This window comes from Saprospiraceae bacterium, from assembly GCA_016710235.1.
Lineage (GTDB): Bacteria > Bacteroidota > Bacteroidia > Chitinophagales > Saprospiraceae > Vicinibacter.
Map to the genome: position 1 here is coordinate 2,879,651 of JADJLG010000001.1, position 19,946 is coordinate 2,899,596.

The following is a 19,946-nucleotide window of genomic DNA, read 5'->3' on the forward strand; positions in this document are numbered from 1 at the left end:
AATTATTGAACAACCCAGGCTTTGCTTATTTCTTTTTCAGCATTTTTGATTCGAATATAATAAACACCAGGAACAAAATCAGTTGCGTTGATTTCTGAAAACGGTTTGTTATAGACTATCCAATTTTGCAGAACTGTACCCTGCGCATCTCGTATCTCTATAGAAGTTTTAGCACTAGCTCTTTCACCGAAATACCAACTTATTCTACTCATTCCTCCTGCAGGATTGGGTGCTATATTGACATGTGTAGCTAGATGAGAATCATTTGTTCCTGTTAGATTCTTAACTTCAAAAGGTCCGAAACTTCTCTCACAAAGTAAAGCATCAATAACCTTTAATGAGTAAAATCCAGGTAGAACCTGAATGAGGTCTTCATTTGTAGAATTGTTGTTCCACAGGAATGTATAAGGCTTCGTACCACCCTGAGCAGTAATATCAATCGAACCATCAGCTGCCCCTGTAGAATGAGTAATATTAGCCGAACTCAGGGCTATGGCATCCGGCTCACTGACCGTGAAACTCTGGGAATAAGTATTTCCCGCATTGTCTTTCAATACCAAATTGTAATTACCTGCCGGCAAATTATTTAATTCTGATGAACTTGCTCCATTGTCCCAATCAAAAATATATGGAGGTGTACCTCCACCGGCAATAACACGAATAGAGCCATTAGTTCCTCCATTACAAGATACATTTTGAACTTGCCAGTTAGAAATAGTCAGCACTGCAGAGGCAGATAAGCGAAATTCCTGGCATGACTCTGAGCTTCCACATTCATTTGTTACATTAAGACAAACCTTGTAATTTCCATCTTTAGTGTAAATATGCTCAGGATTCAATTCTGTACTCGTCAATCCATCACCAAAATTCCACAATCTGGATTGGATTAACCCTGTTGTTTTATCGGCGAACTTCACAGAAAGTAGTGTTGCAGAGCCTTCAAAAATAGAAGTCAAGCTACTCTGTTCATCAACAAGTAGATCAGCTGTTGATGTACACGTGTTTATGAGATCATTCACAGTCAATGTGTAGGTACCTTTTTTGTCCACGAGAGGTGACAGGGTATTTTGTCCACTGACTATGTGACCATCAACTGTAGTCCATAGAGGTGTGTACCTGACTCCAGAAGAAGATTTTGTTCCATCTAGAATTACACTATTGGATTGGCAAAATAATATTGAATTTACCTCGCCAACATTAACAGTAGGCTTTGTTCTATCTTCCAATACAATGATTGTGCTGTCACGATTGCAATAGTTTGTTTTGTCTGTAATTTTTAGATTATAATTTCCTTTAGAATCCACCAATGCATTCAAGCTATTGCCATCCAGGATATTTCCGTCAGAACTTGTCCATTTAAAACTGTAGTTCGAACCGGTCGAAGATCCGGAAGCATCAACATTTACTTGATTTATTGTACAATTCAATACCAATGGTTCCACAACTGAAATCTGAGGCTTAATCTTGTTTTCACCAATGGCTACTGTATCCAATGTCAGACATTGATTGATGGTATCCAATAAATTGAATACATAATTCCCTCCAAAATTTACATTGAGGATGCGAGAAGTGTCCTTGAATTGTGGAACTGACATCTTTGTCCAAAAATATTTCAAATGGGGAGCAGAAAATTTTGGAGCAAGATTCAGAGATTCTGTAAGACAATTGAGTAAACTATCTCTGACTCCTTCCATTTCGGGAAACTTTCTCAAATCATTGACAAAAATTGAATCTTTGTCATAGCAATAAGTATTCAGGTCCGTTACTTTCAGTACATACCATCCTTTTTTATCAACTTCAATATTCACTTGTGAAGGATTCGAAACAATTTTTCCATTTTGAGTACTCCACTCATACTTCAAATGCAAGCCTTGAGTACTTCCTTCTCCTAATACAGATACAGTATCATTTACACAATTGATATGAGAAGAAATTTGTGTTAGGGCTTCGGGTTTATTGGTTCCATTGATTTCAAATTGGACAACCAATTCACAATCATTTCTGTCCTGAATGGTAACTGAATAATTACCAGCTGCGAGGCCGCCGAATTCTGGGTATGATTGGTCACCAAATCCAATATTATAACGATAAGGTTGGACTCCTCCGGTGGTTTGAAATACAATTCCTCCGTTTTCGTCATTACAAGTTTCATCTACGACATCAAAATCTGCCAACAATTTTGCGGGTTGTGTAATCTGCGCTGATTTGTATAATTTGCAATTCAATGCATCAGTGATAGTAAGAGAATAATTCCCTGCAGGTAAATTTTCAATATTTTGATCTATTGATCCATTTGACCACAAAAATCTATATGGAGGTGTCCCATAATCCAAATCTATCTGGATAGAGCCAACGGCATCACCATGACATAGATTGTGCTGAACATTTGTGCTAAGTATTTCCATCCCCTTCTGAGTGCCACTTACGGTGTAGGGGCCAAATTCTTTGAAATATCCGTTGTTGTCAGTGATGGTCACTTCGTATGTACCTGCCCCTACATTTGTTAAATCTTGAGATGTAGCACCATTGCTCCATGAATAATCCAGACTACCATAGCCTCCAGTCACATTGATGTCTACTTTACCATCATTACCACAGATAGAATTCGTGATATTAGCTGAAACCACATTGAGTTTAAAACTTTTTGTGATCCAATTTTCATAATTGGAGTAACTCCTAGAAATGATCTCCCAGACTCTTTTATCAGGAGAAATCACATATAAAGTAGGAAAATAATTGATTTGGTATGATTCTCTTACACCATCGCCGCTTTGCAGATCGCAGATTGGATATAGAGTACCTGAAACCCAGTTGCCCTGAGTGCCACCTACACAGCCAGAAGGGCCATAGAGGCAAGAAGTATTAGTATTGTAATCTGCTTCCAACATGACTACAGTTGTCTCAGAAGATAAGTTGGCATAAACACTCTCCAAGACACCACTCTGATGAAAGCTCCAACAAGGGCCACACCAAGTAGCCATAAAATCTAAGCAAGCTGCTTTGTTGGCGCCCATTGCCCCATACAAACTGTACGATCCCCCTGTTATGGTGGTGACTGCAAAATCAGGAGCCGGAGAACCGTTTGACAACTGTGCAAAAGCTGTATTTGAGCCAGTTGAACATAGGAATAAAACCAAAAGTATAAACTTGATTTTCATGTTTTAAGAAATTTTGCTGGAAAGATATATAAATCCATTTGAATCTATGAATCAGAACTGTCCTATCTTCTAAAATTTCTCATCTGATTCATCATATTGGACATGCCTTGACCTTTACTCATCATATGCATCATCTTGCGCATCTCTTCAAATTGCTTGATGAATGCATTGATCTCATGGACAGTTTGTCCACAACCCCGAGCTATGCGCATTTTGCGGTTCATATTTAGAATTTCGGGTTTGAGCCTTTCATCAGGAGTCATAGACTGGATAATGGACTCTACTTTTTTAAATGAACTATCATTAATGTCAATGTCTTTGGTGAGTTTGCCCACTCCAGGAATCATACCAAGCAAACTTTTAATATCGCCCATCTTTTTAATCTGATTGATTTGACTGAGGAAGTCATTAAAATCAAATGCATTTTGTTTGATTTTCTTTTCAATCTTCTTTGCTTCTGCCTGATCAAACTGATCCTGAGCTTTCTCAACGAATGAAACAATATCACCCATTCCCAATATGCGCTGCGCCATACGGTCCGGATAAAAGATATCCAAGGTGTCTAGCTTTTCTCCGGTAGAAATAAATTTGATCGGTTTTCCGATGGTATATTTTACAGAGAGCGCTGCACCACCCCTGGTATCTCCGTCTAACTTGGTCAATACGACGCCATCGAACTGTATCCTGTCATGAAAAGCTTGAGCCGTGTTGACAGCGTCTTGACCGGTCATTGAATCCACTACAAATAAGGTCTCAGAAGGCAGAATAGAATTCTTTATTCTCTCGATTTCTGCCATCATTTCCTCATCCACGGAGGTACGACCAGCAGTATCTATGATGACCACGTCATTTCCGTTAGCTCTGGCTTGGTCTATTGCTTCTTTTGCTATAGTAACCGGATCTTGCGACCCTAGATTTTTATAAACCGGCACGTCTATTTGTTCACCAAGCACAGACAATTGGTCTATCGCGGCTGGACGGTACACATCGCATGCTGTGAGAAGGGGCTTCTTGTTTTTCTTAGTTTTCAGGTATAATGCCAGCTTGCCCGAAAACGTCGTCTTTCCTGACCCTTGCAAACCGGAAATAAGTATCACCGCAGGATTTCCGCTGAGATTGAGACCGGCAGCTTGTCCACCCATAAGCTCCACAAGCTCATCCATCACGATTTTGACCATAAGTTCGCCAGGCTTCACAGCTTTTAAGACGTTCTTAGTACCCAATGCCTGGTCTTTGACTTTGTCAGTAAATTCTTTTGCTATTTTGTAATTGACGTCGGCGGCAACAAGAGCTCTTCTGATCTCTTTGATCGATTCAGCCACATTCAACTCTGTGATACTGCCCTCCCCTTTGAGGTTTTTAAATGCAACTTCTAACTTTTCATTTAAGCTTTCGAACATCCTGTACAGTTTTAAGGTGCAAAGATAATAGCTACCTTCATCGAGCTAGCCATTTGGGCTAAATAAATGACATTCCTTTGGTAGTAATAATTTCCACCATTAAGCTCAGCTCCAAATCCAAACTTTTGAAGAATGAAGTCCGGATAGTTTTGCACCATTACATAGCCTCACTCCATCGGAATCAAAGATCTTCTAACTATCTGGTATTTCAGTGCATTTTCTTCCTCAGGCACTGTAGGCTCAAAGCCGCTCAGGATAATTGTACATCTTTCTTTGGAGCGAATTGAAGACAAAACGTCCATCACAAAGCGTCGTTTGGTGGCGTCCAAAATTGTAAGACAGTTGTCAATAAAAATGATCTTCGGCTTCACAATTAATGCTCTGGCAAGTTGAACCAATAATTGCTCAGAACTGGAAAGTTGACTGATGATGACTTTATTCAAGTCTTCAATACCGAACATTGAGAGACTTTGTAATATAAGTTGCTCCATATCTGCGTCCAGGACTCGGTTGGCGGCGGAGAGTGCCAATGAAAGATTTACTCTCACAGTTTTGTCCGTGACCAGATCAGGAAAAGGTCTTATATAGGCTATTTTACGTCGCAACGTACTAAGATCAATAGCAGAAATTGGATTCATCCCAAAATCTAAAACCTTTAGCTGACCTTGTTTGAATGCCAGATATCCTGTAAAGGCATTCATAATCATCGTCTTCCCCTCTGCATTACTTGCTATGATCTCTACCCAGGATCCGACTGGAACTTCCAGCGCCGGTACCTGAATTTGGTGTGATCTAGGTGATTCTAAAAGAAGGTTTGCAGCAAATAATGAAACAGATGACATAATTCAAATTCAAGGTCAAAGATAAACAATCCGAAAAAATTAAAAGCAGAAGGCCTGGATACATGCTTTATTCAAAAGACCTAATCCAAGATTATACCTCCTGTGAATGGTAATATTATGCCAAATTTTGTGGCTGCCTTTGATCCCGAAGCAAACCATCTGGAATCCAAACGCTGCTAGTTAAGCTATATTCGCAATCAAAGATTTAGTGAACAAGCCCAAAAAAGTTGCATGAATTTCATTTATTGTTATTCCAAAAGGAATTTAAAAAATCAAGTTTACTCACTCTAAAGCATTCATAAAGCGAGCTAAAGTCTTGCTCAATTCCCTCATTGTAGTGTAAAATCACTCCTTCAATTTTTGTTTTGTATAACCACCCATTAATCAATAATTTGGATTTTAATGCAATTCGGGCTCTCATCACGAATCTCATTGCAAAATTTGGATTTATTGGGCAGTTATTTTTAATTTTTCCAATATTCATCAACATTGTCGCATTACATTTGTAATCAATCTTTTACAATTCATACATTGATGCAAAAAACCTGGATTATAGCTATAGTAATGATTTGTGCAGCCATCGCGCTCTTGGTAAATGCTTCAGCGGATCTCACGAAATATGCGGGATTTGAAGATGCCAAAAAGGATCAAAATATTGTAAAAATTGCAGGGACATTGCGCAAGGATAAAGAGATGAACTACGATCCCGAAATAAATCCAAATCTCTTCAGCTTTTATCTCAAGGATGTCAATGGAGTCACCGAAAAAGTCAACTTGCATGCTGCAAAACCTCAGGATTTTGAACTTTCAGAACAGGTAGTTGTAACCGGAAAGTTTGAAAACGAAGCGTTTGAAGCAAATGAAATATTGTTGAAATGTCCTTCCAAATACAATGATGAAGAAAAAATGATCAAAGCTTTATCAAAATGATGGATGTCCTTTACTCGGGTGAACACATATGGCCGCATTATCTGGGAAATTTATTCTTATTGATTATTTTTTATTCAGGAATATTTATTTTAATACTTCATTTTACATTTAAATCAAAAGATTCTCATGCTGTTTGGTTTAAATGGGCATACCATATTCAATTTTCAGGAATTCTCTTGACAATTGGACTTCTATTGTACATAATGTACAGCAAATATTACGAATATCAATACGTATGGACGCATGTTTCAGATGAATTACCACTCAGATTTTTACTATCGGGCTTTTGGGAAGGTCAGGAAGGGAGTTTTTTACTTTGGATGTTTTGGAATGCTTGTATTGGATCATTCTTTTTAAAGGATCAAAATCGGATCAACAGGATCGTGCTGGTCTGTATAGTCGGAGTGCAGGTATTACTATGCAGTATGCTTTTGGGTATTTACCTGGGAGATTATAGGCTTGGAAGTAACCCTTTTGTATTGCTGAGACATATGATCGATGCTCCTATTTTTTCGGATCCCGAATATGTCTCCAAAATAACAGGAAAAGGAATGAATCCTCTTTTGCAAAATTACTGGATGCTCATCCATCCACCAGTTTTGTTTTTTGGCTTTGCTGCCACTGTTGTTCCCTGGGCTTACTCACTAGCTGCATTGACTACCGGAGATTTTCAGACATGGGTCAAGAAAAGTTTGAGATGGAGTTTGATCACAACGGCAATTTTGGGACTAGGTATATTAATGGGTTCCGCTTGGGCTTATGAGGCATTAAGTTTTGGAGGGTATTGGGCATGGGACCCAGTCGAGAACATGAGTCTAGTACCATGGATACTTTTGTTAGCCGGCGTGCACACTCATTTTATTGTCCAAAACACAAGACGTGGTTTCCATTCACTTTTTACATATTATATTTTAAGCTTTTTACTTGTCCTATACTCTACTTATTTGACCAGAAGCGGGATATTGGGAGAGAGCTCTGCGCACGCTTTTACTCAAATGGGGTTGGAATACCAACTTGTTTTTTTTCTGGCTTCACTTGCGATTTTGTCCATATCTATTTTTTTTAGAAAATATAAAACCATTCCACAAATTAAAGATGAAGAAAAATTGCTATCAAGGGAATTTTGGTTATTTGTTGCTGCTCTGGTTTTATTATTTAGCGCCGGATTGATCGGATTTACCACTTCAATCCCCGTTTACAATAAAATTGTAAATCAGTTATCTACTGTATTGGATTTCAATGCAATGAAATATTTGAAAAACGGCCCCATTGACCCTATCGATCACCACAATCGATTTCAGTTATGGATAGCAGTTTGCATCTGCCTGACTTCAAGCCTCGCATTACTAATACCCTATTATACTTTCCTGACTACAGAGCGGATCAAAACAACTTATAGAATATTCATTGTGACAGGGATCATCAGCATGAGCATAGGTGGTGCCATATTATATTATTTTCCAAAATATACGTTTAGCAATTTCGTATTAATGTCTTCAGCTATTGGTATGATACTGATGACATTACTATATTTTCACCAAAACAAACATTTATGGAATAAAAAACTTTCAACAACTGTTTCACATATTGGCTTTGGGGTTTTTATCATGGGAGTACTCATTAGTGGAGTATATAAGCAGTACATTACACTTTCTCAGAATATTTCACTCATTGAAAATGAAAATGCAGAAAGTAAAAAACATTTTATGCTACAATTTGGGAAACCTTCTAAAACTGAATCGTATGAATTAAATTATCTCGCCGAAAAAACGGAAAAGCCTTTCACCACTTATTTAATTTCGGTTAAAGACTATAATGTTCAAGGGCAAATTAAAGATAGCTTTATTTTAAAACCTTCAGTACAAAGGGACTACAAGAACAATAAAATTGTGGCATATATCCCATATGTCAAACATCAATTCAGCCATGATATTTTTGTTCATGTTGCTCAATCAAATGAATCCCAGGCGCCACAAAAAGCGCTCGATGAATTGAGGCTTGATTTGAGAGTAGGAAGGATAACAGGCTCACTTCGTTTAGATAGTTTCTGCTATCAAAGTAGGCAGTTAGATACTTCGAGTTTATTCGTTACAGAACCCCACTACTTATTTTATCTCCATAATGAAAATCAGCTTGATCCAGGTAAATTACCTAAATCTGATATCATACTGGAAGACAAGCAAGCAGTTGGAAAAAATCAGGATCCGGAATATCAAAACACCGCCATCCGGTCTCATGACAGCACACAGTTTTTTTTACAATCATACAGGAAAAGAAAACAGAGCTTTAAGTTGTCTCAAGGCCAACACATTCAACTTGTGGGATTAGGTGATATCAGCTTAGGGAATATCAAACACTTTATCAAAAAAGCTATAAATGACAACAATCTACCAGAAATAATTCACATCATGACTGAAGTAAATATTAAAGGTACAGAGATAAATACTGTCTTAAAACCCGTTTACCTCATTTCAAATCAGATCCCTTATTTCTGGCATGACATCAGTAAGAATGGTGAAATAAAATTGAGTTTGACAGGTGTAGATCCACTAAGGAAGATATATAAATTTGAAATCGAATACAATACTTCACAGGATATTCCTCCCCTGCTTCCCATTTTATTTAATCAGGAAAATTCAAGCAGAAAATTTCTCATTCTGCAAATGATCCATTTTCCAGGTATAATATTGGTATGGTTAGGTGGCATGATGATGGTAGCCGGATTGATTACTGCTGCAATGCGTAAAAATGGATAATAAAGCAGGATTTAAATATTGCCTTGTTGGGTCAGGAAATGTTGCTACTCAGCTTGGGACTGTATTATTTTCTCAAGGTAATCTTGCAATTGAAATTATTTCAAGAAATTCAACCACCGGCAAAAATCTGGCAGCAGCTGTTCAAGCAAATTATATTTCTCAAGTTTCAGAGGCAAGTTTGGATGCTGAAATCATCTTTGTATGTGTCCAAGACGACGAGATAGCTGATGTGATGAAAAGCATTCAATCTAGAATAATTTCATCTCAAATCCTTGTTCATACTTCCGGCTCGAGAGGACTTGAAGTATATGACCCAATTTCTGCAAATACAGGTGTTTTTTATCCTCTGCAGACGTTTTCAAAACATAATTTGGTTAAATGGAATAAAATACCGGTGTTTACACAGTTCATTGACGATACCCCTAAAGAATTGTTGTTGCTCATTGACAGATTAAAATGCAGGCATCATATAATTTCCGATGATAATAGAATGGCGATTCATACTGCAGCGGTTTTTGCAAATAATTTTACCAATTTCAATCTAGTAATCGCCCATAGAATTTTAACTGCAAATCATTTGCCGTTTGATATATTGAAGCCTCTTGTGGATCAAAGTTTATCAACCGCTTTTTTAACTGAACCCGGATTGAACCAGACCGGGCCTGCAAAAAGGAAGGACAATGAAACCATTTCAAAACATATCAATTATTTAATCCAGAATTTTCCGGAATTTGAACAACTTTATGAGGATTACTCACGTTTAATCAAGCTTACTTTTGACAAAAAATAGGCCTCATCATGAGACATATCGGCATCATTCCACACAAAAATTTAGTAATTAACGTTTTTAAAAACGATAACAAATACATTCTAAAAGTGGAAATTGGTCCTTTTGAGCAGGTCTATAAATTTTTGGAAAGCGACAAAATAAAAGGATTTCAGGATATAGAGAGCATGGTCAATTTGGAATTTACAAATTCTGCTTTTGCCATTTTTGACAAAATGAATGCTGAATACAAGAAACTAATTATTTAAAATCGTGAATATGATCTCCACTCTTTCTTTTCGAACAACTTCTCTGATGAAAGCCATTTTTCTCACTATCGGCGTGGTCATCTGGCTAGGCTCCTGTGTACCTGACGAGCCTTCTACAGGATTTGATGGTCCCAGTGAATACACAATACTCTTTGACAAAACGGCATTGGCAGGTCAGAGTATTTCGCTCATCCATGCATCTACCACTGTAGAAGATGTGAACTTTATTAGCAGCAGGAGTATTACCAAGGTTTATGCAGAGCCGATTGAAATGCAACACAATAATAAGTTGAATACACAATCATTCATTAACTGGGCTTGGGATGGCGGTACCGGAGTTGACGGGAGCCACAATACAACATCAGTTGCCGGCCCGGGTGGTGGTGGTTCTGGAGATATCCTGCTGGCGTATGAAAATGGCGATGAGTACAATATGTTCATTCCCGCTTACCAGCCCGTGACTCTCAGCAAATATGGTGAAATTGGAGAAGAGATAACAGGGTCCTTTTCCTTTACAGGAAATATTCAAGGAACGGAATCGGGAAAGGCATTTTATATTCAAAACTGTAAAGCCACAATTAGCTTTAGGTTGAAACGTGGGAAAGATCAATAATTATACTGTATAATGAGAATTGCTGTTCTGACCGGTGCCGGAATCAGTGCGGAAAGTGGGCTTTCGACGTTTAGAGATGCCGGAGGATTGTGGGAAGGTCATGATATTTATGAAGTTGCCAGCATAGATGGTTATAAGCGTAATCCACAACTTGTTTTGGAATTCTACAATATGCGCAGAAAACAGCTCAAAGAGGTAACACCCAATGCGGCACATTACAGTCTTGCTGCATTAGAATCAAAGCATCATGTCAAAATCATCACACAAAACGTCGACGATCTTCATGAAAGAGCTGGTTCAAAATCAGTAATCCATCTCCATGGTGAATTATTCAAAGTACGCAGTTCATTAAATCCCAGTTTGATTTATGATTGGTTTGACGACCTAAGCCAAGAAAATAAATGTGAATTGGGCAGTCCCCTTAGGCCACATATTGTCTGGTTTGGTGAGGAGGTTCCATTGATTCCATTAGCTGCTGAAATAGTGGCCAACTGTGAGTTGTTACTCGTGATCGGCACATCACTACTGGTATATCCCGCAGCATCATTAATTCACTATACAGATTGTCCAATCATTTACATTGATCAAAATCCTGCTTCGATCAGTAGCATTCCTGAATCTAAATTAAAGGTTTATGCTTCTAAAGCTACAACGGGGCTTGCAAGCTGTATCGAGGATTTACGGCTCTAGTATTGAGACATTCAATCCACATATATCAGTTGAAATTCTAATGATAATTAATATGCCGCAAAATCTGTTTTGAACGAAATGAATTAAAGGTTCCATAATTTTATTTTAACACTTTGTTGTTTACTTTCCTCAGTGCATGGTAGTCTGATCTTAAAAAAACAAACCATGAAAAAAATTTTTGTTCTTTTATCATTTGTGATTACCTCCCAAACTTCGGTTTTTTCACAATTGGAAATTGGCGGTGAAATTGCTCCCTCATTTTCCAATATGAATATAGGTGGAGATTATAATTTAATCAATAATGTAAGTCACATCACAGGTGCTAAAACCGGAATCACCCTGAAGTACTATTCTCCATTAGGTTTAGGTGTTGAAACGGGATTGCAGTATCATCTTACCGGATTTAAGGTGAAACAAGGTCTGGATTTTGAAGTGTATAATTTACCTGTCTCAGCTGGAGTTACCGCCATCCCGCGTTTTCACTTTCTAGAAGTGCCGGCTTTGTTGAGTTATAGGACAGGAGGAAATAAAATCCACGGAATATTCAGTGCAGGTCCTTATGTAGCATTTGCTGTAGATGGAGAAATTAAAACGAGAGCAAATTTCTTAATAGACTTTAATCTTGGAACTTACGATCTCAATTTGAACAATAATATTTTCAACAGGTGGGAAATAGGTTTAATGGCAAAAGCTGGATTTGAAATTCCAATACAAGATTTTAAATTGAGTTTCTTTGGATCATTTCAACACGGTCTGAATGACTTATCTGACGAACCCATACTCGATATCCGTACCAGAAGGTATGCTTTGGGACTAGGAACAGGATTAGCTTACGTATTCTGACCTGATTTTTCAAGTTCTTTTCGATTCTTTCGATAAAGATAAATCATCACCCCAACTGCAATATAAGGCAGGGCAAGTAGATAAAGTATTCCTGTATTCAATCCTTGTCCTGCCATTCCTCCCCCTTTGAGATTAGATTCAGCTGCCATCTTGCACATTGGACATTGTGAAAACAAATCAATTGAGAGCAAGCTAAAACAAAAGATGTAAAAAGTTATGGTTTTCAATCTGGTAACACTTTAAAATTTAACAAAAATTTGCCCTATCAAGAAAATCAATCAGAAATTGAAGCGATTTCATTTATTGATAGCATGGAAATAGAAGAATATAACATAAAGGTCCACTCCAACAAACATATAGCCAAATCGGGAAAACCCATCGGGCCATCCTCTGATGTTTATCAAACATCTCAGTAAGACCTTTAATATAAGTAAACAAAATAAAAGGAAAAGAAATTGCAGCAAGCACAACATGTGTGATGAGTATAAAAAAATATAATGTTCTTATAAATCCCTCCCTACAAAATTTTGTTTCAGGTGTGGTTATATGGTAAACTACATACATTAACAGAAACAAGAATGAAGTTATCAAAGCCACTGTCATCAATCTCCTGTGAAGGCTAATGTTTTTCTTTTTTATTGCGACATAGGCGCCAATCAGCAAGCTTCCACTAATCACATTGAAAAGCGAATATACTGCAGGTAAAAATCTAAAATCGATTGAACTTTCGATATGAATTCTGCGCATAAATACAATTACAAGCAACACAATTGCACTGATAATGCAGGCCAGAATATTGAGCTGTTTGTATCTCCCCGTATTCATGAGCATTATTTTTTAAGAGACAAGAAAACCGGATAATGCAACACAAGATTGCGAAGCTGCGCTTGGTCATCTAATTGATAATAATTTCGGATCATCAATTGTGTGTCAACCAGAATAGCAATATTCGACTTTACCAAAGAGTCAGGAAGATGAAATGCAGAATGGAACTGATTTTTAAACAGATTCTCAGAGATTTGATACACCTTCACATATTCCTGATTGGTAACAGCAGGTTTTGGCTTCATGATAACTGAGTCAGGATAGCTACTATCAACTTCAAATACAATCATGCGCGGCTGAAAATCCTTACTACTTTGTGTATATATACGATTTATATTTTTTTCAGCAACCTGACCCGTTTCTGAATGCCGAATAAATGCAATTAGAGATTTTGCTATTCGAAGTTGTTCCTTGGAAAATATTGAGTCTTTCTCAATAGCTATAATAAAATCTAAAACCTCAGATTTGGGTTTCAGTTCAGTCATTACTCTGTATCTTAATTGAGCTCCTTTATTGAGGAAATACCATGCGAAAATCGGCAGACCTACTAATACAACCAGAACTCCACCTGTGCGTAATATTTTCTGTAGCTGAGCCGACATACTCAGCTCTTATTAATGTTGCTGAACCTCTTCAACAGGCTTGCCTTCAGGTTCTACTTTCATCTCCGGATGATTGGTTTCTTTCACTTCCGGTGCATGAGAAGGAGCATGATCTGCTTCTGTCTTAGGCAATATCACTTCCCTATCATGTACCCTTGCCTTATACTTTCTCCAAGTATTACCTTCTTGAAAAAATGCGATTGCTGCCCAAATCAGTAGGACTGTAGGAAATAAAACACTCCTTACTAGACCTGGTACTTCATAACGCATATGCATGAATTCATAAATGATAAAGTAAGCTTTGTACAAGCTCAAGAAAATCATAGCAGTATACATGATGAGCTTAGGCAAATGGAAACCATGTACAATGTATCCTTTACCGAGTAGTGCGATAAACACTTCAACTAGTGTAACGATACCCAATAATATTAGTCCTTTGAATACAACCTTTTTACTTGCTTCGTATGATAGATGACCTGCCATAATATATTCTAATTAAAGTAGATAAAAAACTAAGAATACAAATACCCAAACTAAGTCGACGAAATGCCAGTAAAGGCCTATTTTTTCGACCATTTCATTTTTATTGCGTCTTTTGATATAAATTCCACTCCAGACATTTAACATGATAATCAATAAAAATACCACCCCACTGAATACGTGAAAACCGTGAAATCCAGTAATAAAAAAGAACAAAGCACCAAAAGCTTTAGGGCCAAACTGCTGTTCTTTCACATCTCCGGCTTCTGTTTTGTACTTCAATGGCGCCCAATGTCCATCGTGTTTATGTATTAAGAAAGATTGGCCAGCATGAAAGGTATCTCCTTCTTTGATATCATGGCCATCGCCTTCCAGATACGTTCCACTTTCGATATGCGTACCAAATGGGTTTCTGGTAATCGACATATGTTCACCTTTGATTAAGGTAGTCCATTCCCATGCTTGGCATCCAAGGAATGCAAGTCCACCGACTATAGTCAGCAACATCCAGAATACGACACCTTTTCTATTTTCGCGGTGGCCTTCCTGCACAGCTCTAACCATAGTCACTGAGCTTAAGATTAAGACAAATGTCATAATCGTTACAAAGATCAAAGGCTTGTGTTGTATGCCTCCCGGTAGGGAAGAAAAAACAAAATCAGGTACCGGCCAAGTAGGGCTGCTAAATCTCAATGTCCCATACGTTATCAGAAAACCTGCAAACGTAAATGCATCGGACAATAAGAAATACCACATCATCAATTTACCATAACTCGCCTTAAATGGCTCTTTGGCTCCATTCCAGAGCTGCGCGTCTGATGAATGATCGTGGGTCTGTAATGAATGATCTGTTGCCATATATTCTGTATAAATATGTCTATTGTAAAATTAAAAATAACATCAGGTAAATCCAAAGCACATCAACAAAATGCCAATACTGTCTTACCAGATCAAGTCTTAAAATTCGCCTTGCAGAATTCAAAAAAGGCATTGAAAATGCGAATAAACTCGATACTAATAAAGCAGCTATTCCACCTAAAACATGCAGTGCATGAAATCCGGAAATCACATACAAAAACGAACCTGAAACATTCAAGTTGATCGCAATCCCTTGTGCAAACATAGATTTCCATCCCAGCACTTGCAAAGCAATAAAAATCACTCCGGTCACCAAAGAAAGGAAAATCCCTGCCTTGTAGGGTTTTTCGTTACCATTTTTGAAAGATCGATAAGCCCACTCAAGGCATAATGATGAAATCAACAAAACTATTGTGCTGAATAAAAATGCTGTGGGAAGTTTGAATTCATACCAATTTCCTGCAGGTTTTCTTACAAGGTATGCGCTCGTAAAAGCACCAAACATCATACTGATAGAAACCATTCCTGCCCAGAGTGCAAACTTCAAGGCAAAGTATCTGCCTTCAGCTCCTTCCTTTGGTAATATGCCATACATTGCCATCAGCCAATCATGGATTGAATAGTGAACAAAATAAGCATACAGGGCAAATACAATATACTACAAAACATTAATGCTCTAGCTGCATGTCTATTATTGTCCGTATATAATCTTATACTGAAATATACATAAGCCAGCACCGAGGAAATTAATCCAACTGCAATGAGAGGATTATAATCGTAATGGACAAACATATATATGCATATCAACAAACTTATGCTGGTATATATTGCTGAATAAATTCCAAATAAAGGATCCGGTTTGCCATCAATATCCGCAATAAGTTTAAACCCGGCTTTGGTATAGTCATCATGTCCAAGCCATGCAATAGCCCAGAAATGAGGAAACTGCCATAAATATTGAATCGCAAACAAGCACAAAGCTTCAACAGTGATTGTCCCTTGAGCAGCTACTGCACCGATTAATACAGGTAATGCCCCTGGTATTGCTCCGACAGGTACGGCTAACGTAGAATATCTTTTGAGTGGCGTGTACACAAATGTGTACATTACAAAAGAAAGCATACCAAGCAAAGATGCTAAAGGATTTATCAATCCTAGACTGGCTATGCCTAACAAACAAAATAAACCACTGATCAAAACAGCAAATGAAACATTCATCCTGCTATCCGGCAAAGGTCTCAGTTTTGTCCTTTCCATAAGACGATCAAAATCTCTTTCCAACACCTGATTCAGTGCATTTGCTCCAAATGTAACAAACATCCCACCTATAGAAAGCAGCATAAAATTTTCCCAACTAAAATTGCCTCCGGACAATATCACATATGAAAGCATGGATGAAAAAACAACCATCAGGCTCAATTTGAATTTGACAAGCTGACCAATATCCTTCAGAACGTTGTTCCTAGAAATTACGCTTACTTTGGTCTGTTGCTTGTTCAATTTATGCAGTATTGATGATAAGAAAAAATACTATCTGATTAATGAGAACTATCTTTTTCACCTTCTTTCAAAGGGATGTGCTGAGGAGTGAATTCGACCCCATCTTTTCCATAGTCATATGCCCACCTGGTAACTGTTGGAATTTTTCCCGGCCAGTTTCCATGACCCGGTTTGATAGGTGTTGTCCACTCCAGAGAATTTGATCCCCAAGGATTTTGTGTTGTCACCTTTCTACCTTTAAATATTGACCAAAAGAAGTTTACTACAAAAACCAGCTGAACAAAGAAAGTTAGAATAGCTGCTATAGTAATGAATCGATTCATATCAGTAAAGCCTGAAAAGGCATCAAAACTATCAAATCTATAATAACGACGAGGTACGCCTGCTAAGCCTAAATAATGCATCGGCCCAAATACCGCATAAGCTCCTATTATGGTACCCCAGAAATGGATCTTCCCCATCGTTTCATTCATATATCTGCCAAACATTTTTGGAAACCAATTGTACACTCCGGCAAACATTCCAAAAAACGCGGCAACACCCATTACAATATGAAAGTGTGCTACCACAAAATATGTATCATGTTGCTGAATATCGATTGCAGAATTGCCTAAGAAAATTCCTGTAAGTCCTCCTGAGATAAACATAGATACGAATCCTATACTAAACATCATAGGCGTATTCATCCGGATATTTCCACCATACAAGGTGCTGATCCAGTTGAATACTTTGATAGCTGAAGGTATTGCAATCATCAAAGTGAAAGCAACAAAGAAGTTGGATATAAATGGGTTCAATCCTGACATAAACATGTGATGAGCCCAAACTATAAATGAAAGAAAGCCGATCGCTAACATCGAATAAATCATGGCTCTATATCCGAATATTGGCTTGCGTGAATGTACTGCCATGACTTCAGAAACCAAGCCCATTGCAGGCAATATAATAATATAAACCTCAGGGTGACCTAGAAACCAGAATAAGTGTTGAAATAAAATTGGACTACCCCCGATAACATCTACCATTTTTCCATTAATAAAGATATCCGACAAGTAGAAACTTGTACCTAAACTTCTATCAAACAACAATAAGAAAAATCCTGAAGCTAAAACTGGAAATGACAACAATCCGAGAATTGCAGTAAAAAGAAAAGCCCATATCGTAAGCGGCATTCTCCATAATGTCATACCGCGAGTCCGCAAATTAATGATAGTGGTAATATAGTTGATTCCACCTAAGAGTACAGACACCACAAACAAGACCAATGATATCAACCACAAGGTCATTCCTGCCCCTGAACCTTGAGAAGCTTGTGGCAATGCACTTAATGGTGGATATGCTGTCCAACCACCGGCAAATGGCCCTGTACTCAAGAACAAAGAATAAAACATTATGACGCTGGAAAGAAAGAAAAACCAATATGACAACATATTTAAAAAAGGTGAAGCCATATCTCTTGCACCTACTTGCAATGGGATCAACAGGTTACTAAAAGTACCGCTCAAGCCTGCAGTCAACACAAAAAACACAATTATTGTCCCATGTATTGTCACTAAAGCATAATAGAACTCAGGATCGAGAGATCCAATTCCCGCATCATTTACAATTACCCATTTACCCAAAATCGGTTTTAACCAGGAAATATCTGCGTCCGGATAACCAAGCTGAATTCTAAAAACCAAAGACATTGCTGCTCCAATAATCGCCCAAAAAATTCCGGTTATTAGAAATTGCCTTGCAATGATCTTATGATCCTGACTAAAAATATAAGTAGTCAGAAAATTCATCTGGTATTTATCCCCATGATGATGCTCATGAAAATGATCATCGTAGCCCTGGGTTTCGATCAGGACATCTGTTTCTTGATTATGATGATTGTTTGAGGACATAATTTACAGAATTTTTAAAAGGATAAAATTTTAAATTCAATGCGTCGGTTTTTAGCGCGACCTGCCGGAGTTTCATTACTTGCTATCGGCTTATCCGGACCAACACCGAAGCTTGACATTCGGCCTGTGTCAATTCCACGTGATGTAAGATACTCCTTTACAGCATTTGCTCTATCCAGAGATAAGCTGACATTAGCACTATGATCCCCGGTATTATCAGAATGTCCACTGATGTCAACTTTTAGTTTAGGATTCTTGTCAAAGGCTTCTTTCAAAATTGAGAGCGCAGATTCAGATTCCGGAGAAAGCTTAGATGATCCTGATTCAAAATAAATATTGTCTAGTGAAATCGTCCTCATTTCTTCTGTGGAACCCATCTCCATTGCCTTTGTAAGCGAAGTCTTCAATGCTTCTGCTTTTGAGAAAACCTCTGCTTTGATAGGCAATCCAACATATGGATCGGCATCAGTATTTCGAATATTTGACAAATAAAAAGACTTTTGACTTTTGTTCCACTGATCGAATTCTTCAGGTGTCACCACCTTCACAAGCCTTCGCATACTGTAATGGCCCTTTCCACAGAGCTCTGCACAAGCCAATTCAAAATTGAATGTTTTCCATTTAGGATCGCTTTTCGGATCATTTGGATCTGAAGGTAAATTCCATTCCGGGTACTTTCGAAGTTCCTGTCGATATTCTTCTGTGGTTTTATCCGGAGTCAGGATAAAATACGTCGGGATCCCAGGAACAGCATCCATTTTAACGCGAAAATGTGGCAAATAAAAGTTGTGCAACACATCTCTTGCAGTGATTCGAACACGAATTTTTTTACCTTTTGGCAATACAAGTTCATCTGCATTAAAGTCATCGTGATTTCTATCGTCATGCCAATCTTGGCCAAGTTCGTTTTCACCCGGTCTTATTAATCGAAAGTCTTTTACACCTAGTTTCCCATCGGCACCAGGATACCTTAGATTCCACGCAAATTGCCAACCAGTGGCCTCTATTTCCAAATGATCTTCACCCTCAGAAATATCTGCCATGACTTTATTCCAGGTAACCAAGCCTTGAACAACCAATATTGTCATGACTAATGCCGGAACAGCTGTCCATATGACTTCTAGTTTATTGTCATGCGGCAAAAACAAAGCTTTTTTTCCAGGCTTGTATCTATACTTATACGCGAACCAGAAAAGCGCAATGTGTGTCAGGAAAAATACTATGGAAGTAAAAAATAAAGTGATCTTGAAAGCATTGTCAACTCTATGGCCATGCTCAGAAGCAGGCTGATTCGGTCCAAAACCAAGAAGATAGTCTGAATAATAAATAGCGCTGACGATACATGCAACAAGAAAAATAGTACCGAAAATGAGGAAATAAATACCATTTGAATTAGCATTTCTCACTTCTGTAGCTTCCTCACCACGAATTGCATTTGTAATATCATTAATCTTCGAAATCTGTATAATGACTACGAAGAGAATAATGATCGATAATATTATAATTAAACCTGTCATGTCAAACT

Annotated in this window: 19 protein-coding genes; 7 read left to right on the forward strand and 12 right to left on the reverse strand. The window is 37.8% G+C overall.

Annotated elements, in window-relative coordinates; all coding sequences use genetic code 11:
* Positions 1-2 precede the first annotated feature (2 nt).
* From IPI99_11360 to IPI99_11370, 3 genes are all read right to left on the reverse strand, one after another.
* On the reverse strand, positions 3-3,158 hold the full coding sequence (locus tag IPI99_11360) for a PKD domain-containing protein (protein ID MBK7341116.1): 3,156 nt from the start codon (positions 3,156-3,158) through the stop codon (positions 3-5).
* A gap of 62 nt (positions 3,159-3,220) precedes the next feature.
* On the reverse strand, positions 3,221-4,558 hold the full coding sequence (ffh, locus tag IPI99_11365; GenBank protein ID MBK7341117.1) for a signal recognition particle protein: 1,338 nt from the start codon (positions 4,556-4,558) through the stop codon (positions 3,221-3,223).
* A gap of 167 nt (positions 4,559-4,725) precedes the next feature.
* The gene (locus IPI99_11370; GenBank protein ID MBK7341118.1) at positions 4,726-5,400 is read right to left on the reverse strand and encodes an ATP-binding cassette domain-containing protein; all 675 of its coding nucleotides are present in this window, start codon (positions 5,398-5,400) and stop codon (positions 4,726-4,728) included.
* A gap of 534 nt (positions 5,401-5,934) precedes the next feature.
* Between IPI99_11370 and IPI99_11375 the strand changes: the two genes are divergently transcribed.
* The 7 genes from IPI99_11375 to IPI99_11405 all read left to right on the forward strand — a co-directional run bounded on the left by IPI99_11375 (position 5,935) and on the right by IPI99_11405 (position 12,267).
* Positions 5,935-6,330 carry a cytochrome c maturation protein CcmE gene (locus tag IPI99_11375; GenBank protein ID MBK7341119.1) on the forward strand — a complete coding sequence of 132 codons (396 nt, stop codon included), beginning with the start codon at positions 5,935-5,937 and terminating at the stop codon, positions 6,328-6,330.
* Between the two features lie 203 nt (positions 6,331-6,533).
* The gene (gene ccsA, locus IPI99_11380) at positions 6,534-9,086 is read left to right on the forward strand and encodes a cytochrome c biogenesis protein CcsA (protein ID MBK7341120.1); all 2,553 of its coding nucleotides are present in this window, start codon (positions 6,534-6,536) and stop codon (positions 9,084-9,086) included.
* Positions 9,079-9,876: a DUF2520 domain-containing protein gene (locus tag IPI99_11385; protein ID MBK7341121.1), complete on the forward strand. Its 798-nt coding sequence runs from the start codon at positions 9,079-9,081 to the stop codon at positions 9,874-9,876. Before ccsA ends, IPI99_11385 begins: the two co-directional genes overlap by 8 nt.
* A gap of 8 nt (positions 9,877-9,884) precedes the next feature.
* A complete protein-coding gene (locus tag IPI99_11390) occupies positions 9,885-10,121 on the forward strand; it encodes a hypothetical protein (protein MBK7341122.1) in 237 nt (78 codons plus the stop codon).
* A gap of 46 nt (positions 10,122-10,167) precedes the next feature.
* On the forward strand, positions 10,168-10,734 hold the full coding sequence (locus tag IPI99_11395; protein ID MBK7341123.1) for a hypothetical protein: 567 nt from the start codon (positions 10,168-10,170) through the stop codon (positions 10,732-10,734).
* 12 nt (positions 10,735-10,746) lie between these two features.
* Positions 10,747-11,424, forward strand: coding sequence for an NAD-dependent deacylase (locus IPI99_11400; GenBank protein ID MBK7341124.1), 678 nt, complete (start codon positions 10,747-10,749; stop codon positions 11,422-11,424).
* A 165-nt stretch (positions 11,425-11,589) separates the two neighbouring features.
* Positions 11,590-12,267 (forward strand): PorT family protein, encoded by a 678-nt coding sequence (locus IPI99_11405; GenBank protein ID MBK7341125.1) that lies wholly within the window; start codon positions 11,590-11,592, stop codon positions 12,265-12,267.
* On the opposite strand, the gene IPI99_11410 is transcribed toward IPI99_11405, so the two are convergent.
* From IPI99_11410 to IPI99_11450, 9 genes are all read right to left on the reverse strand, one after another.
* The gene (locus IPI99_11410; protein MBK7341126.1) at positions 12,255-12,494 is read right to left on the reverse strand and encodes a hypothetical protein; all 240 of its coding nucleotides are present in this window, start codon (positions 12,492-12,494) and stop codon (positions 12,255-12,257) included. The two genes, IPI99_11405 and IPI99_11410, sit on opposite strands and share 13 nt — an antisense overlap.
* A gap of 73 nt (positions 12,495-12,567) precedes the next feature.
* A complete protein-coding gene (locus tag IPI99_11415; protein MBK7341127.1) occupies positions 12,568-13,092 on the reverse strand; it encodes a DUF420 domain-containing protein in 525 nt (174 codons plus the stop codon).
* Between the two features lie 5 nt (positions 13,093-13,097).
* Entirely contained in the window at positions 13,098-13,694 is a 597-nt protein-coding gene (locus IPI99_11420; protein MBK7341128.1) for a hypothetical protein, read from the reverse strand.
* Between the two features lie 12 nt (positions 13,695-13,706).
* Positions 13,707-14,177, reverse strand: coding sequence for a cytochrome C oxidase subunit IV family protein (locus IPI99_11425; protein MBK7341129.1), 471 nt, complete (start codon positions 14,175-14,177; stop codon positions 13,707-13,709).
* Between the two features lie 12 nt (positions 14,178-14,189).
* A complete protein-coding gene (locus IPI99_11430) occupies positions 14,190-15,032 on the reverse strand; it encodes a cytochrome c oxidase subunit 3 (protein MBK7341130.1) in 843 nt (280 codons plus the stop codon).
* A 19-nt stretch (positions 15,033-15,051) separates the two neighbouring features.
* Positions 15,052-15,627 carry a cytochrome c oxidase subunit 3 gene (locus tag IPI99_11435; protein MBK7341131.1) on the reverse strand — a complete coding sequence of 192 codons (576 nt, stop codon included), beginning with the start codon at positions 15,625-15,627 and terminating at the stop codon, positions 15,052-15,054.
* 5 nt (positions 15,628-15,632) lie between these two features.
* On the reverse strand, positions 15,633-16,442 hold the full coding sequence (locus IPI99_11440; GenBank protein MBK7341132.1) for a protoheme IX farnesyltransferase: 810 nt from the start codon (positions 16,440-16,442) through the stop codon (positions 15,633-15,635).
* 128 nt (positions 16,443-16,570) lie between these two features.
* Positions 16,571-18,421, reverse strand: a complete 1,851-nt coding sequence (locus IPI99_11445; GenBank protein ID MBK7341133.1) for a cbb3-type cytochrome c oxidase subunit I — start codon at positions 18,419-18,421, stop codon at positions 16,571-16,573.
* 14 nt (positions 18,422-18,435) lie between these two features.
* Positions 18,436-19,938 carry an OmpA family protein gene (locus IPI99_11450; protein MBK7341134.1) on the reverse strand — a complete coding sequence of 501 codons (1,503 nt, stop codon included), beginning with the start codon at positions 19,936-19,938 and terminating at the stop codon, positions 18,436-18,438.
* Positions 19,939-19,946 lie beyond the last annotated feature (8 nt).